Genomic DNA, 14343 nt, shown 5'->3' with positions numbered 1-14343 from the left:
TTACGTACGACAAACCATGAGATTACAAAATAAAGTAGCCATCATAACCGGCGCTGCTCGGGGAATAGGTCAGAAAGCTGCCGAGGTATTTTGCCAGGAAGGCGCCACCGTCATTATCTGGGATGTACTCGCCGAGGGTGAAACGAGTGCGCAAGCCTTAACCGCGCAGGGTCTCCGGTGTGAGTTTAGGCACGTTAGCACAACCGATGTACCAGCTATTGAAGCGGCAGCCCGTGACGTGTTTGAGCGCTATGGTCGGATCGATATTTTAATCAATAACGCCGGGATCACTCGCGATAAAACCTTGCTGAAAATGTCGTTCGCCGAGTGGCAGCAGGTTATTGATGTGAACCTTACGGGCGTATTCAATTGTACGAAAATAATTGCACCCTACATGGTTGAGCAGAAATACGGCCGAATTATCTGCACTTCATCGATAAATGGTGTTCATGGTGCATTCGGGCAAACGAATTATGCTGCTGCCAAGGCCGGAATTATTGGTATGGTGCGGTCGTGGGCTAAAGAACTAGGACCGAAAGGGATTACAGCCAATGCCGTGGCTCCAGGATTCATTCAAACCGCTATGACTGATGCTATGCCTGATGAAGTCCGTACTCAGGCCATTGCCACTATTCCCGCACGTCGTATTGGTAAACCCGAAGATATTGCCTATGCCTATCTATTTTTGGCTTCCGACGAAGCCTCGTTTGTAAATGGACACGTACTGTCTGTAAATGGCGGGCAAGCGTTGTAAAGAGTTATGTTGTTTCAAGTTCAATGTTCCAGGTCATAATGGAAGCTAAACCCTGAAACTTGAAACCATGCGTATCTTTGTGATCGTATTTACCGTAAACGATCCATGAATAGAATACGAAAATTCTACAACGAGTATAAGCCGTATATTTTTTCAGACGGCTGGTACTATGTGTTTATCGTTGTTTTCATTCTCATCTTATTTGTATTTTTTTCGTAAGTGGCTACTCGCTCGGCTGTTCTGGCCATCATTAACCCGAACTCGGGCACAACGTCTGGCGAACAGAAAAAACTGCTTCAGGATGCATTTATGCGTCAGGCTACAGCCCTAAACTATGCTCCCGAAATTGCCCTCACAACCCATGCTGGCCACGCAACCGAATTAGCCGCAGCAGCCGTTGAACGGGGTGTTATGCGTGTACTGGCCATCGGGGGCGACGGTACGATCAACGAAATCGCGAAGGCGTTACGGAGGTCGGCTACGGCGCTGGGTATTGTTCCCATTGGTTCGGGTAATGGACTGGCCCGGCATTTAGGTATTCCGCTCAACCCAATGAAAGCGATTGAGCATGCGCTAAACGGTCGCCCTGTTGTGATTGATAGTGGAGAAATTAATGAATATCCATTTTTCTGTACGGCTGGACTTGGTTTTGAAGCGTATGTAGCCCATGAGTTTGCGAAACAACCCGTACGTGGTTTGCCAACCTATGTGCGCACAGCCTTTCGGGCGTTTCAGGCTTATAAACCACAAAAATTACTAGTAAATGGGCAGCAGAAACAGGTGTTTTCATTGACATTCGCCAATGCCGGACAATTTGGTAATAATGCCTGGATGGCTCCCACAGCTAACATTTCTGATGGACGACTGGAACAATGCGAAATCAGGCCTTTTCCAGCTCAGGCGGCTCCTATGATTACCTGGCGATTATTCAATAAAACGCTCAATCAATCCAGCTACTGGCGTGGCCATTCAATTACGAGTGCAACTGTAGAAGCCGGTGAACCCTTGTTAATTCATGCCGATGGCGAACCATTAACCTTACCTACAGGTAGAGCTGAAATACGAATACTACCCGGGAGTTTACTGGTTTTATTGTAAGTCTCTTAACTCATTGACGTAACTAAACATCAAAAGCCCGATATTTGCCCCTCCAAAACTATCCTGATGCTGGGCGATATACGTTCGGTGTCTTCTGTCTGATGTCTCAAAAAGTAGTTCTTGCCTTCAGCGGAGGTCTCGATACCTCCTTCTGCGTTAAATATTTGTCCGAAGACCGGGGTATGGATGTGTACTCAGTGCTGGTCGATACGGGCGGTTTCTCCGATGCCGAACTCAAAGCGATTGAGGAACGGGCTTACTCACTGGGTGTTAAGTCCCATGTAACAATCTCCAAAACGGACGATTATTACCAACAATGCCTGAAGTTTCTGGTGTTCGGTAATGTTCTGAAAAACAACACCTATCCGCTTTCGGTTAGCGCCGAGCGGATTTTTCAGGCTATTGCTGCGGCCGAGTATGCGCGGGAAATTGGCGCATCGGCTATTGCGCATGGTAGTACCGGAGCCGGTAACGATCAGGTGCGTTTCGATATGGCATTTCGAATCATTGCGCCTGATGCCGAAGTTATTACGCCTATCCGTGATCTAAAGTTATCGCGTGAAGCCGAAATCGAATACCTCAAAGCAAAAGGCGTTGATCAGGAGTGGCACAAAGCTGCTTATTCGATCAATAAAGGCCTGTGGGGAACTTCGGTTGGTGGTAAAGAAACCCTGACTTCCGATCAGTTCCTGCCCGAATCGGCCTGGCCAACTCAGGTAACAAAAACAGAGCAGGAAACCATTACACTCACATTCCAGCACGGCGAAATCAAAGCGATTGCCGGGCCGACGTTCGGCGACGAGAAATTCGCTAATCCGGTTGATGCCATTCGTAAACTCACAGAACTGGCCGGGCCATTCGGTATCGGGCGTGACATTCACGTAGGTGATACCATTATTGGTATAAAAGGACGTGTGGGTTTCGAAGCCCCAGCTCCGCTCATTCTGATTAAATCCCACCATACGCTCGAAAAACATGTGCTGGGCAAATGGCAGCTGTACTGGAAAGAGCAGTTAGCCAACTGGTACGGAACTATGTTACATGAGGGTCAATTCATGGACCCTGTTATGCGCAACATCGAAACGTTCCTTGCCGATACACAGGCACATGTTTCGGGTAAAGTGCATGTATTACTGGCACCCTACCGCTTCCAGGTGCTGGGTATCGAATCAGACCATGATCTGATGTCGTCGAAGTTTGGTTCGTATGGCGAAATGAACAACGCCTGGACTGGTGACGATGTACGGGGTTTCTCAAAAGTGGCTTCCAATCAGGTAATGATCTATGAGAAAATTAACAATCAGTGATTGGTAAACCGCGAAAATATTGCGCTCCCCGACGTATTGGTTACCCACTGCAACTGCTTGATGTTGTAGTCGACCAATACGTGCGGGGAAGCTATAGCCAGCGCGATTACGGTTTACTAAATACCGATGCCCCGTCAATTTTGCTCATGACATCGGGGCATTTGGGCGACGCGTTGATTTTGTCATACGCGTTCCCACTTATCCGACAACGTTACCCTAAGGCACAAATCGACGTGCTGGCGGGTAGCTGGTGTGATCCGATCTGGAAAGGAAATCCCTACATTCGGCGGGTTGTTCACCTCAACCATGTTAGCACTAACCGAAGGTCGGCGTCGAAATGGAGCAAATGGCAGGAGTTTTATCGGACAACAAAATCGGCGATAAAAACCCTGCACGATACGGTGTATGATTACTCGATTGATGTCCGATTCTCGGATTCGCCCATGCACTTTGTGTTACCCTATTTACAGGTCAGACACAAAATTGGCTTTGGAACACGCGGTTTCGGAGGCTTGCTCGACGAGGAATTTTTCATGCCTGATGGGGAAGTTCATAACTTCGATTTGATTCTAAAGGTATTGAAGCCAATGGGCATCGAGGGTGATTTGCGAACTGTAGCGCCCTACTTTGTTCACCCAGCCCAATCTCCGGCTGAATTGTGGGCCAAGCTGAATCGATCTGTTTCAGAACAGAAACCTGTCTTGATTCTCCCTGAATCGGGTAACGAGGGCCGGATGCTGTCTATTGATTACTGGAGTCAATTAGCAACCCGACTGTTAACAGAAAGTTCGCATTTGATCGTATTCAGTGGACAGGAAACATTCACGACAGAATTATATGAACGTGTCCGGCAAGAGCATCCTGCCGATATTGATCGACTGGTACCAGCGGTGGGAAGCCTGACACTTCAGGATATAGCCAGCTTGAGTGAACAGGCGCAAGCTGCCTTTACCTTGGACTCACTCCCCATGCATCTTTGTTGTTTAGGGTGTCCGACCTTTTCATTTCAGAAAAACGGCATGGGTATTCAATTCTTCCCGATAGCCAACCTGCCAACGTTAGTGGTTCATAATCATCAGCTCAGTCGCGGTCTAACCATCGACCGACCTGGATTTCAGAGTGAATACGTTACAGTTTTTGACGACGCTGTGCAGGAGCGAGCAATAAAATGGTTTCGGAACGTGAATGCGCAGAGCCAGATAGCCATCGCTAAGTGAATCAATCCGGTAAAGCGGTCGTTAGGTAAAAAGTATGGAAACAATAAATGTAGGTATCATTGGCGGAGCAGGCTACACGGGTGGCGAGCTGCTGCGTATTCTAATAAATCATCCGTTTGTCAATGTCGCATTTGTGTATAGCAATAGTCAGGCAGGCAAACCCGTCTGGTCTACGCATACCGATTTGCTGGGTGATACAGACCTCACATTTTCGGGCGAAGTTCCCTCGCTAAAGGATGGAGAAGCAACTGTCGATGCTATTTTCCTGTGTTCAGGGCATGGTGCATCGGTTACGTTTATGGCCGAAAACGAAGTGTCCGACGATGTTGCTGTTATTGACCTCAGTGCCGATTTTCGCGATGAGCATGATGATTTTGTCTATGGCCTCCCCGAATTGCAGCGGGAACGCATTCAGGAAGCTATGCGCATTGCGAACCCTGGCTGTTTTGCTACTAGTATTCAACTGGCCTTGTTACCGCTTGCCAAAGCTGGAAAGCTGACCGATGCTGTTCAGGTTAGTGCCATTACTGGGAGCACAGGAGCCGGACAAGCTCTTGTACCCACAACGGGCTTTACATGGCGAAACAACAACGTGTCGATTTACAAAGCGTTCACGCACCAGCACTTAGCCGAAATTCGTCAGAGCTTGACTCAGTTGGAGCCTGATTTCAATCACGCGATCAATTTTGTACCGTATCGTGGCGATTACACACGAGGCATTATGGCTAATGTGTATACATCATTTACGGGAACTCTGGAGGAAGCAAAAGAACTTTACAAAACCTATTACGCGGGTCATCCATTCACGCATATCAGCGATGCACCAATTGATGTGAAGCAGGTCGTGAACACGAATAAATGCCTGTTACACCTGGAAGTACACGAGGGGCAACTGCTTATTACAAGCATTATTGACAATCTAACGAAAGGGGCATCAGGGCAGGCGGTTCAGAACCTAAATCTAGTGTTTGGTTTGCCAGAGGATACAGGCTTGCGGTTGAAATCGGTTGCGTTTTAGTAACGCGGCCGGTTCGGTGTACCGATAGGAAGCCGTGTTTTAGAATCTAGAAAAACGCGGCTTCTTAGCCGCGTTACTAAAATGCTCGAAACAGAACGTCTTCTACTTGATAAGCTCACTGTTGAGGACGCCCCCTTCATGCTGGAGCTGCTGAATACACCTTTGTGGCTTACATTCATTGGTGACCGGGGTGTACGAACGCTTGAGGATGCACGCAAGTACATACTGAATGGTGCAATTAAAAGTTATGAGCAATTTGGTTTTGGCCCTTTTCTAATAAGGTTAAAGAGCAGTGAAACGCCTGTGGGTATGTGCGGCCTGTTCAAGCGCGATACGCTGGAGGATATAGATATTGGCTTCGCGTTTTTACCCGATTCTATAGGAAAAGGGTATGGATTTGAAGCAGCAACAGCAGTTATGACCTACGCCCGCGATGTTCTGAGCGCAACCCGGATCGTAGGGATCACGAATCCAGATAACCAAAACTCAATTCATTTACTCGAAAAACTTGGCTTTCACTTCGAACGAAGAGTCCATCTTTCAGCTGGTGATGAGGTTTTATTATTCGCAACCTCAGTAGACAGTTTATAGTCGTGTCAACGCATCTTGCCACTTTTTAAACTCGGTCCGGTATACCTTGTGCCGATCTAAATCAGGTTCAAACGTTTTCCCAAACGCCACCCGTTCGGCAGCTTCATCCAGGGTTTTTACAATGCCAACGGCTTTCATTGTTAGCAGGATAGCGCCCATCGAACCGCTTTCATTACTCGCGTTGAGTCGCACCGGAACACCTGCCATATCAGCCAGCATCTGCACCCACAACGTTGACTGTGCAAAGCCACCATTGGCATGAATTACCCGCGCTGGTCCCGTATATTCCTTCAATAGTTCGTTAATACTAAGCAGATTAAACAAAACTCCTTCCAGAGCCGCTCGTACAAAGTGCGCCCGTGTATGTTGCCAGTCAACCTGTAAATAGGCTCCCCGTACCGACGCGTCCCACAAAGGCGCACGTTCGCCTTGCAGGTAGGGGAGGAACAACAACCCATCAGAACCGGGTGGTATGGTTGCGGCTTCGTCCAGAACGGTTTTGGTATCCTGTTGGGTCAATTTCTCAGATACCCATTCCAACACATTGCCACCATTATTTGTAGGTCCCCCAACGGCGTAATACCCTTCGTCCAAAAAATAGCAGAATAGTCGCCCCTGCGGATCTCGGAGAGGTTTGCGAACTGTTTGTCGAATAGCCCCGCTAGTGCCGATAGTGAGTGTGGCCGTACCGCGTTTAATCGCTCCCGCGCCAAGATTAGCTAAACACCCATCCGATGCCCCAATCAAAAGCGAAACTCCTTCTGATAGTCCCGTTCCAGCGGTTTCAGGGCGGGGCTTGTAAGTTCGTTGTGAGGTTGTTGGAACGGGCGTTGATAGTTGGTCGACCCGAACACCTGCATAATCCATCGCACGTTTACTCCAGTGACGTTTGCTTTCGTTGAACAAACCTGTAGCGGTCGCAATCGAAAAGTCGATCTCAAACTCACCCGTTAGTTTCTGCCACAAAAACTCTTTGATTGAGCCAAAATGGGCGGTACGACGTAACAATCGTGGGTCATGTTCACGCATCCAGGCCAGCTTGCACAAGGGAATCATGGGGTGAATGGGCGTGCCTGTTTCTTCATGAATAGCTTTGCCTAAATCGGCTTGTGTGGTTCGTAATTCGTTGGCCTGCGCTTCGGCCCGGTTGTCGGACCAGAGAATGGCATTGCCTAATGGTGCCCCATTAACATCCATTGGTAAAAGGCTATGCATGGCCGTACAAAAGGCAACATGTGTAATTACATGACCGCCTTGCCCCACCTCTCGACATACTTCCGAAATCACCTGAACGAAAGCAGCCCAGATTTCATTGGAGTCCTGTTCAGCATAACCAGATTCGGGGTTAAGCGTTGTGAGGGGAGCGGATGCATGAGCCAGAATCTGGCTCAAATCCGACGGCATAGCCAGGGCTTTTACGTTGGTTGTACCAACGTCAACGCCAACAAAGCAATTCATAGGGTAAGGGGTACAATTATAAGCTATAAAACGTCACCGCATTGTCTCCGAATAGTTTAGACCGAACTTCTTCGCCCCAGGCATCGACGTATTCTTCTACCAGCGTTTTCACCTGTGTATAGTTGGCCGCCACTAAGCATACGGGCCAATCGGAGCCAAACATCAGTCGATTGGGGCCAAAATGTTCGAAGACTACATCCAAATAAGGAAAGAAGTCTTTCTTGCTCCAGTTATGCCAATCGGCTTCGGTAACCATGCCCGAAAGTTTGCAGGAAACGTTTTTATTCTTCGCAATCTCAGCCATAAAGTTCGACCAGCGACTGATTTCCTGCTTTTTGATATACGGCTTTGCCAGATGGTCAATCACAAAATTAACTTCGGGAAGAGCACGTACTAACTGCAGGGCCGCTTTCAGTTGGCTGGGATAAATCAGAATGTCATACGTCAGATTATAGTCAGCTAGCTGCCGAATACCTTCTATAACTGTTGGCCGAGCCAGAAAATCGTCGGGTTCAGCCTGCGCTACGTGTCGATAGCCTTTGATTTCCTTATACTGAGAGAAGAATTCTAGTCGTTTGGGCAACTGTTCCGATTGTAAATCTACCCAGCCCACAACCCCTTTTACGATGTCGTAATTCTGGGCCATGTTGACTAAAAACAGCGTTTCCTCTTCCGATTGCGAAGCCTGAACTGCCACGCAACCATCGATGCCATTTTGTATCAGAACAGGTTCTAAATCAGAGGGTAAAAAGTCGCGCTGGATGGTAGCCATATCATCCGTAATCCAGCCATCACGGACGGGATCAAAATACCAGAAATGTTGGTGAGCGTCGATAGTCATCTGAAACCGGGATTTATAGGATTGAATTGATTAGCATGATTTTGTTCGCTACCAAAACATTTTAATTCAATAGCAAAATCATGCTAATCAGGCAAATCACAAAAATCCCGGTTCAGACATATGCTACTGCCGTCTGTTTCTGTTGGCCTAATCCTTCAATTCCTAATTCAACAACATCGCCAGGTTTGAGGAAACGTTGTGGTTTAAGGCCCATTCCCACACCCGCTGGAGTGCCGGTAGAAATAACATCGCCAGGTAACAGGGTCATGAACTGGCTGAGGTAGCTGACCAATGTTGGGACATTGAAAATCATGTCGTCCGTATTGGAGTTTTGCAATTGCTCGCCATTTATGTTTAGCCAGAGGTTGAGTTTATTAGGGTCGGCTACCTCATCTTTAGTGACGAGATAGGGTCCTAAAGGCGCAAACGTATCGGCACTTTTCCCCTTTACCCATTGACCTCCACGCTCCAATTGCCAGGCGCGTTCGCTATAGTCGTTATGCAGGGCATAACCGGCTATGTAATTAAAGGCATCGTCTAGTTCGACATAGCTGGCTCGCTTGCCAATAATAATGGCTAATTCAACCTCCCAGTCGGTTTTTTCGGAGCGTTTGGGAATTACGACGTTGTCGTTAGGGCCACAAAAAGCCGTAGTTGACTTAAAAAATACGATTGGCTCTGCCGGAACAGGCGCGTTGGTTTCGGCCGCATGCTTGGCATAGTTCAGACCGATACAAACAATTTTAGATGGGCGTTTTATACAAGGACCGAAACGCTCATCAGAGGAGACTTCGGGACAGGTATGTGCATGGGCAGTAAGCCAGTGTGCCAGACGGTCTGGGCCGTTGCTGGCGAAAAAAGATTCGTCGTAATCTTCACCAAAGTGGGTTACGTCAATATGTTGGCCGGTGGGCAGTACAACGCCGGGGTGTTCGTGGTCGGGCGAGCCGAAGCGGAAAAGTTTCATGCGGTAAAATTCAGCTATTTTTTGATAAAAGGGCACAGAAGCTCATTTTTAACCATGCCATCAGATAGGTCTGTGACCAACTCCACGCTAGTTAAACACATTCTGGAAGGCTCTCATAGTGATTTAACAAAAAAGCCCCTACGTTTTCGTAGGGGCTCCAAAGGTAATTAAAATCATAAAATCAACTAACCCACACTTCCTTCCAGGCTAATCGCCAGCAATTTCTGGGCTTCTACGGCAAACTCCATAGGAAGTTGGTTTAACACTTCTTTCGCGTAACCGTTGATAATCAAGGCTACAGCCTGTTCGGTGGGTATACCGCGCTGATTACAGTAGAATAACTGATCTTCACCAATTTTAGACGTTGTAGCTTCGTGTTCAACTGTAGCGGAAGGATTGTTCACTTCCAGATACGGGAATGTATGCGCTCCACATTTGTCTCCCAGCAGGAGTGAATCGCATTGCGAGTAGTTACGAGCGTTTTCGGCACGTTTCATTACCTGTACCAGACCTCGATAAGAGTTCTGGCTTTTGCCCGCCGAAATACCTTTCGAAACAATTCGGCTTTTCGTGTTCTTGCCGATGTGAATCATTTTGGTACCCGTATCGGCCTGTTGCATATTGTTCGTAACAGCCACCGAATAGAACTCACCAATGGAATTGTCGCCTTTCAGAATCACCGAAGGATATTTCCAGGTAATGGCTGAGCCGGTTTCAACCTGAGTCCACGAGATTTTAGCGTTCGGCCCGTCGCAGATACCGCGTTTGGTCACGAAGTTATAAATACCGCCTTTTCCTTCTTTATCGCCTGGGTACCAGTTCTGTACAGTAGAATACTTGATTTCGGCATTACCCATGGCAATCAGTTCAACTACAGCAGCATGAAGCTGATTTTCGTCACGCATAGGAGCAGTGCAACCTTCCAGATAACTTACATACGAACCTTCGTCAGCAATGATCAGCGTCCGTTCGAATTGGCCGGTTCCGGCAGCATTAATGCGGAAATAGGTTGAGAGTTCCATTGGGCAGCGAACGCCCTTTGGAATGTAACAGAACGAGCCATCCGTAAAGACAGCGGCATTCAATGCTGCAAAGTAGTTGTCTTTTGCCGGAACAACCGAACCCAGATATTTCTTCACCAATTCGGGGTGTTCATGAACGGCTTCCGTAATGGAACAGAAAATGATACCACGTTCGGCAAGGTCTTTTTTGAAGGTAGTTGCTACAGATACTGAGTCCATTACAGCATCAACCGCTACTCGTGGACGGTCACCTTCCGGCTCGATAACACCTGCCAGTCGTTTTTGCTCATTAAGTGAAATGCCGAGCCGCTTGAATGTATCCAGCAGTTCGGGGTCAATTTCATCAAGAGAGTTAACCGTCTTCTTTTGCTTCGGTGCCGAGTAATATTTAATAGCCTGATAGTCAATCTTTGGGTAAAAAACATTCGGCCATGTAGGTTCGGTCATTTCCTGCCACATCCGAAACGCCTTTAATCGGTTCTCAAGCAGCCAGTCGGGTTCATTCTTCTTCGCAGAGATGAAACGAATCGTACTTTCATCAAGACCCACAGGAGCCTCATCGGCCTCAATTAGTGTCTCAAATCCGTATTTATATTCGGCGTTGGTAATACTCTCTAAAATTTCAACGTCCTTGCTCATAGTCTCGGTTAATTGCCTGGTAACTCAACCAGTGCAACACTATTTTTAACAATATGCCTGATATGTACGTTCCGGGCAGGTTGGACAAATATCGGAAACTTTCTGTTATTTCGGGCATTGCAACACCTATAGTCTATCTGCTTATGGCTCCGGTCCGGCAACGTATCAATATTGAACTTCTCCTCGGTGTTTCAGCTACATTCCTGAGTTTAGCTGCACTGGTCGTATCCATTTTTCAGACGAAGATTGCCCGTGAACAGCAGCATGCGTCCGTATGGCCACACCTGAAAGACAATTACATAGTGATGGATAAGAAGTTTACCTGGTCATTGATTAATAACGGCGTTGGGCCCGCCATCCTGAAGAAATGCAGGTTAGTCTACAAAGGTAAACTTTACGAAAGCCCGTATGATCTAATGAATGAGCAGATTCAGCGATCAGATTATAAAAATAAACACATTGATATTGGCTTCTTTTACAGCAATGTTCGACCGGGTGAGGTCATTAAAAGTGATGGAGAATTACTGATTGGTGAAATCACCAATAGTGAACGCATTCCTGAGGCTTTCATGCATATTGTCAACGATCCGTTGTATCACTTTACGGTCGTCTACAGTGACGTATATGGCAACTGCTGGCAACTTGACCAGGGTAAAGTAACCTCGTTAACTAAATGCCCTGATTAATAACTAATTTCGCCGGAAGCTGTGCCACGGATTCTAAACCGTGATACGACTTTCGGCGAAATTAGTTATCAGAACGTATTACTTCGCTGTTATCTTTATGTTGCTGTAATACAGCGTCGTTAAGCCCTCATAGCCCGAATCTGTTCCAACGATAAGCCAGAGTTCGCCTTGTGCATTTGTTCGAACCGTGAGCGGACTTTCGACATTGCTACGGGTGATTAGTTTGTAACTAGTCACGTCGTCACCCGCGCCGATATTGCCTAACAAAACGGCATCTTTTCCGCCTGTGGATTGATTCCCTTTGTCCAGGTTGATGGTGTAAAAATCATCACCCAGTACTTTGGCCGGCTCAGTTGCGGTTGCTCCGGCTTTCAAATATACACTCCCACCCGGTGAGCCTCCAATGCCTATCGAATTCGTGCCATATGCCGACGCTAGTTCAATGTCGAAAACCAGCGTATAGTCGGTATTAGGTTGCAGACCCGTAAGTTTCTTTTTGAGGAACATAAAAAGATCATCACTGCGGTTCATGCTCGATACTCTGACTGATTTGCGAGTACTATCCAGTGGACTGGGTAAAGCAGCCCATCCCGATTCAAATTGAATATCCTGCTGATGTGTACTGTAATCGGCAATGTCGGCCTGCCAGCCATCCTGGCTTTGTTTGAAGTTGGATTGATAAAGAATGTTAGGGGATATTGACGGATTCAGATCCTGCTTACAGGAAGCAACGATTAGTGAAAAACTGACTGTAACGATGAGCAAAAATGAATTGAAATGCATACTTGTATTGTTTGGTTTGCCTCTTTCGATCCACTCTATAGCCAAACCGTTGCAAACGTCAAGGCTTAAATCGTTAACGTCGACGTCCAGATTCGTCCAACCCTCTCAGTGCGAGATAGAAAGCGATAACATAAATTAATTGAGTTCCGGCACTAGTCCAGTCTTCTTTGAGTGTGGTGCCAAACAATAAAGCTCCAACTGTTAACCCACCTAGAAAGTAGCCCCATTTGCTGAGTGGACCACCTATCAGGATGAGAACACCAACGGTAAATTCTACGAACGGAAGGGTGTATAAGAAGCCTTTAGTCAGAATAGGTGGCAGGATTGTATTGGCAAAACCGACGGCTGTTTTTGCTACAAACTCATGCAATTTATGAAGACGTACCAACCCATGCATAAGCATGTTGATGCCCAGCCCAATACGGATTACGAGCCGGGCTAATTGATTACTCGTCATTGTCAGGTCCATCTGCATCGCCGTTTTCTACCTTTTCTTCTTCTAGCATATCCTCGTTAATACCATAGTCACCTTCCGAATCATCAACGGAAACTTCTGCTTTTTCGGGTTCAGGGCCTGAAGCCTGGACAGGATTCATTTGCTGATCCTGCGGAACACTGGCGTTGGATTCTTCACTTTGGGCCATAAACTGAACAACGCCCTGATTGCCATCATCGGCGGGGTTATAGTCGTTTGTCGTCATTATGCTGATTGTTAAGGGGTTAAATTGTTGATTTTATAGACTACCAGACCGGGTTACGTGGCCACCCAGCGCATAATTATCGTCCTGATGATGGTCGTGCTCACCAGTTGGGTCACCATCTTCATCTACAGGTTCGTCATCCAAATCTTCATCCGTAGTTTCTTCATCTGTATCGTCGCCATCTTCGATCGCGGCACCGCTTTGGTTCTTAAACATGCCCAGATTAATTTGACCGATTGGTGCATCAATCAGATCGGCATCGCTGGGGTTCAGGTGATTCAATAGGGCTGTCATATTACGTTGTGTGATTTGGTTATGACAGGATAACTCGGTAAAATAGCGAAAAGTTAGACTTATTCGATTGCCTCCCTCTTCAGATTTACTCTAGATACGCTATGAAACCATTTCTGTTAGTAATCTGCCTGTTAGCTATTTTTGCTGTTCGGGCTCAATCAACGCGTGACCCGCTGTTTATATCCTTCGATGGGACAAAAATTCACTATGATATTATAGGAGAGGGGAAGCCAGTTGTGCTACTTCATGGCTTTATTTCGACTAGCGAAAGCTGGAAACGTGCGCCCGTACGGCAGGCATTAGCCGATGCCGGATTCAAAGTCATAACCCTCGATTTGCGTGGAAATGGATTATCGGATAAACCCCATGAGGCTGAGGCTTATAACAATAATGCCGAACTAAAGGACGTAATGGCTTTAGTACAATACCTTGGCATTACGAGCTACGACGTGGTTGGCTATTCACGTGGTGCTATTCTGACGGCTAAATTACTAACCATGGACAAAGAGGTACGTCGGGCTGTAATGGGAGGCATTAGTGTCGATTTTTCTGACCCCAACTGGATTCGGCGCAAAAATTTTCACGAAGCCCTGACCAAACCCGGCAGTCATCCTGAATTGCAACCCGCTGTTGACAACGCTAAAAAAGCGGGTGCCGATACAGTTGTACTGGCTCGATTACAAGAGTTTCAACCCGTTACGAGTCTCGCCGACTTAGGGAAGATCAAGATTCCGGTGATTGTTGTCAATGGTGATCAGGATAAAGACAATGGTGATCCGCAGACCTTGGTAGATGCTATTCCAGGCTCTAAACTTGTCATTGTGCCAGGCAATCACGGCGGAGCCATGAGAACCCCCGAATTCTCAAAGGCTGTAGTGGAGTTTTTGACGAAGTAATAACTGCATCCGACGGGTTCTATTTCAAAGGCATTTCTAATGACTCATGGTATTTAAAAAACCTTGATTCT

At 47.0% G+C, this 14343-nt stretch carries 16 protein-coding genes; 8 read left to right on the top strand and 8 right to left on the bottom strand.

Annotated elements, in window-relative coordinates; all coding sequences use genetic code 11:
- The first annotated feature begins 16 nt into the window (after window positions 1–16).
- The 6 genes from fabG to GO755_RS32065 all read left to right on the top strand — a co-directional run bounded on the left by fabG (window position 17) and on the right by GO755_RS32065 (window position 5985).
- The gene (fabG, locus tag GO755_RS32090; protein ID WP_157589527.1) at window positions 17–754 is read left to right on the top strand and encodes a 3-oxoacyl-ACP reductase FabG; all 738 of its coding nucleotides are present in this window, start codon (window positions 17–19) and stop codon (window positions 752–754) included.
- Window positions 755–973: 219 nt separating this feature from the next.
- The gene (locus tag GO755_RS32085) at window positions 974–1852 is read left to right on the top strand and encodes a diacylglycerol/lipid kinase family protein (RefSeq protein WP_317165999.1); all 879 of its coding nucleotides are present in this window, start codon (window positions 974–976) and stop codon (window positions 1850–1852) included.
- A 101-nt stretch (window positions 1853–1953) separates the two neighbouring features.
- Complete coding sequence (locus tag GO755_RS32080; protein ID WP_157589526.1) at window positions 1954–3159, top strand: argininosuccinate synthase; 1206 nt, start codon at window positions 1954–1956, stop codon at window positions 3157–3159.
- Window positions 3156–4376 (top strand): glycosyltransferase family 9 protein, encoded by a 1221-nt coding sequence (locus GO755_RS32075; RefSeq protein WP_317165998.1) that lies wholly within the window; start codon window positions 3156–3158, stop codon window positions 4374–4376. Before GO755_RS32080 ends, GO755_RS32075 begins: the two co-directional genes overlap by 4 nt.
- Before the next feature lie 34 nt (window positions 4377–4410).
- A complete protein-coding gene (argC, locus tag GO755_RS32070) occupies window positions 4411–5394 on the top strand; it encodes an N-acetyl-gamma-glutamyl-phosphate reductase (protein ID WP_157589525.1) in 984 nt (327 codons plus the stop codon).
- Between the two features lie 81 nt (window positions 5395–5475).
- The gene (locus tag GO755_RS32065; protein ID WP_157589524.1) at window positions 5476–5985 is read left to right on the top strand and encodes a GNAT family N-acetyltransferase; all 510 of its coding nucleotides are present in this window, start codon (window positions 5476–5478) and stop codon (window positions 5983–5985) included.
- Here the strand turns inward: GO755_RS32065 and GO755_RS32060 are convergent.
- From GO755_RS32060 to sufB, 4 genes are all read right to left on the bottom strand, one after another.
- Window positions 5980–7443, bottom strand: a complete 1464-nt coding sequence (locus GO755_RS32060; protein ID WP_157589523.1) for a gluconokinase — start codon at window positions 7441–7443, stop codon at window positions 5980–5982. The two genes, GO755_RS32065 and GO755_RS32060, sit on opposite strands and share 6 nt — an antisense overlap.
- 16 nt (window positions 7444–7459) lie before the next feature.
- On the bottom strand, window positions 7460–8284 hold the full coding sequence (locus GO755_RS32055) for an amidohydrolase family protein (RefSeq protein ID WP_157589522.1): 825 nt from the start codon (window positions 8282–8284) through the stop codon (window positions 7460–7462).
- A 112-nt stretch (window positions 8285–8396) separates the two neighbouring features.
- The gene (locus GO755_RS32050; RefSeq protein ID WP_157589521.1) at window positions 8397–9251 is read right to left on the bottom strand and encodes a fumarylacetoacetate hydrolase family protein; all 855 of its coding nucleotides are present in this window, start codon (window positions 9249–9251) and stop codon (window positions 8397–8399) included.
- A gap of 185 nt (window positions 9252–9436) precedes the next feature.
- On the bottom strand, window positions 9437–10912 hold the full coding sequence (sufB, locus tag GO755_RS32045) for a Fe-S cluster assembly protein SufB (protein ID WP_157589520.1): 1476 nt from the start codon (window positions 10910–10912) through the stop codon (window positions 9437–9439).
- 53 nt (window positions 10913–10965) lie between these two features.
- Here sufB and GO755_RS32040 point away from each other — a divergent pair, with 53 nt between their 5' ends.
- On the top strand, window positions 10966–11598 hold the full coding sequence (locus tag GO755_RS32040; protein ID WP_157589519.1) for a hypothetical protein: 633 nt from the start codon (window positions 10966–10968) through the stop codon (window positions 11596–11598).
- 78 nt (window positions 11599–11676) lie between these two features.
- On the opposite strand, the gene GO755_RS32035 is transcribed toward GO755_RS32040, so the two are convergent.
- The 4 genes from GO755_RS32035 to GO755_RS32020 all read right to left on the bottom strand — a co-directional run bounded on the left by GO755_RS32035 (window position 11677) and on the right by GO755_RS32020 (window position 13376).
- On the bottom strand, window positions 11677–12381 hold the full coding sequence (locus GO755_RS32035) for a hypothetical protein (RefSeq protein ID WP_157589518.1): 705 nt from the start codon (window positions 12379–12381) through the stop codon (window positions 11677–11679).
- A gap of 73 nt (window positions 12382–12454) precedes the next feature.
- Window positions 12455–12850 (bottom strand): DoxX family membrane protein, encoded by a 396-nt coding sequence (locus GO755_RS32030; protein ID WP_227687166.1) that lies wholly within the window; start codon window positions 12848–12850, stop codon window positions 12455–12457.
- Window positions 12828–13082 (bottom strand): hypothetical protein, encoded by a 255-nt coding sequence (locus GO755_RS32025; protein WP_157589517.1) that lies wholly within the window; start codon window positions 13080–13082, stop codon window positions 12828–12830. Before GO755_RS32025 ends, GO755_RS32030 begins: the two co-directional genes overlap by 23 nt.
- Window positions 13083–13115: 33 nt before the next feature.
- The gene (locus GO755_RS32020) at window positions 13116–13376 is read right to left on the bottom strand and encodes a hypothetical protein (RefSeq protein WP_157589516.1); all 261 of its coding nucleotides are present in this window, start codon (window positions 13374–13376) and stop codon (window positions 13116–13118) included.
- 101 nt (window positions 13377–13477) lie between these two features.
- Here GO755_RS32020 and GO755_RS32015 point away from each other — a divergent pair, with 101 nt between their 5' ends.
- Window positions 13478–14272, top strand: coding sequence for an alpha/beta fold hydrolase (locus tag GO755_RS32015; protein WP_157589515.1), 795 nt, complete (start codon window positions 13478–13480; stop codon window positions 14270–14272).
- Window positions 14273–14343: the final 71 nt, after the last annotated feature.

This window comes from Spirosoma arboris, from assembly GCF_009754945.1.
In the GTDB taxonomy this organism is placed as follows: domain Bacteria; phylum Bacteroidota; class Bacteroidia; order Cytophagales; family Spirosomataceae; genus Spirosoma; species Spirosoma arboris.
The sequence above is the reverse complement of the archived record's forward strand: the minus strand, read 5'-3'. Positions and strand labels throughout refer to the sequence as shown.

Excerpts from the sequence above, each read along its gene's own strand:
- fabG (WP_157589527.1), top strand. The coding sequence starts at position 17 with ATGAGATTACAAAATAAAGTAGCCATCATAACCGGCGCTGCTCGGGGA.
- GO755_RS32080 (WP_157589526.1), top strand. The coding sequence starts at position 1,954 with ATGTCTCAAAAAGTAGTTCTTGCCTTCAGCGGAGGTCTCGATACCTCC.
- argC (WP_157589525.1), top strand. The coding sequence starts at position 4,411 with ATGGAAACAATAAATGTAGGTATCATTGGCGGAGCAGGCTACACGGGT.
- GO755_RS32065 (WP_157589524.1), top strand. The coding sequence starts at position 5,476 with ATGCTCGAAACAGAACGTCTTCTACTTGATAAGCTCACTGTTGAGGAC.
- GO755_RS32060 (WP_157589523.1), bottom strand. The coding sequence starts at position 7,443 with ATGAATTGCTTTGTTGGCGTTGACGTTGGTACAACCAACGTAAAAGCC.
- GO755_RS32055 (WP_157589522.1), bottom strand. The coding sequence starts at position 8,284 with ATGACTATCGACGCTCACCAACATTTCTGGTATTTTGATCCCGTCCGT.
- GO755_RS32050 (WP_157589521.1), bottom strand. The coding sequence starts at position 9,251 with ATGAAACTTTTCCGCTTCGGCTCGCCCGACCACGAACACCCCGGCGTT.
- sufB (WP_157589520.1), bottom strand. The coding sequence starts at position 10,912 with ATGAGCAAGGACGTTGAAATTTTAGAGAGTATTACCAACGCCGAATAT.
- GO755_RS32040 (WP_157589519.1), top strand. The coding sequence starts at position 10,966 with ATGCCTGATATGTACGTTCCGGGCAGGTTGGACAAATATCGGAAACTT.
- GO755_RS32035 (WP_157589518.1), bottom strand. The coding sequence starts at position 12,381 with ATGCATTTCAATTCATTTTTGCTCATCGTTACAGTCAGTTTTTCACTA.
- GO755_RS32030 (WP_227687166.1), bottom strand. The coding sequence starts at position 12,850 with ATGGACCTGACAATGACGAGTAATCAATTAGCCCGGCTCGTAATCCGT.
- GO755_RS32025 (WP_157589517.1), bottom strand. The coding sequence starts at position 13,082 with ATGACGACAAACGACTATAACCCCGCCGATGATGGCAATCAGGGCGTT.
- GO755_RS32020 (WP_157589516.1), bottom strand. The coding sequence starts at position 13,376 with ATGACAGCCCTATTGAATCACCTGAACCCCAGCGATGCCGATCTGATT.
- GO755_RS32015 (WP_157589515.1), top strand. The coding sequence starts at position 13,478 with ATGAAACCATTTCTGTTAGTAATCTGCCTGTTAGCTATTTTTGCTGTT.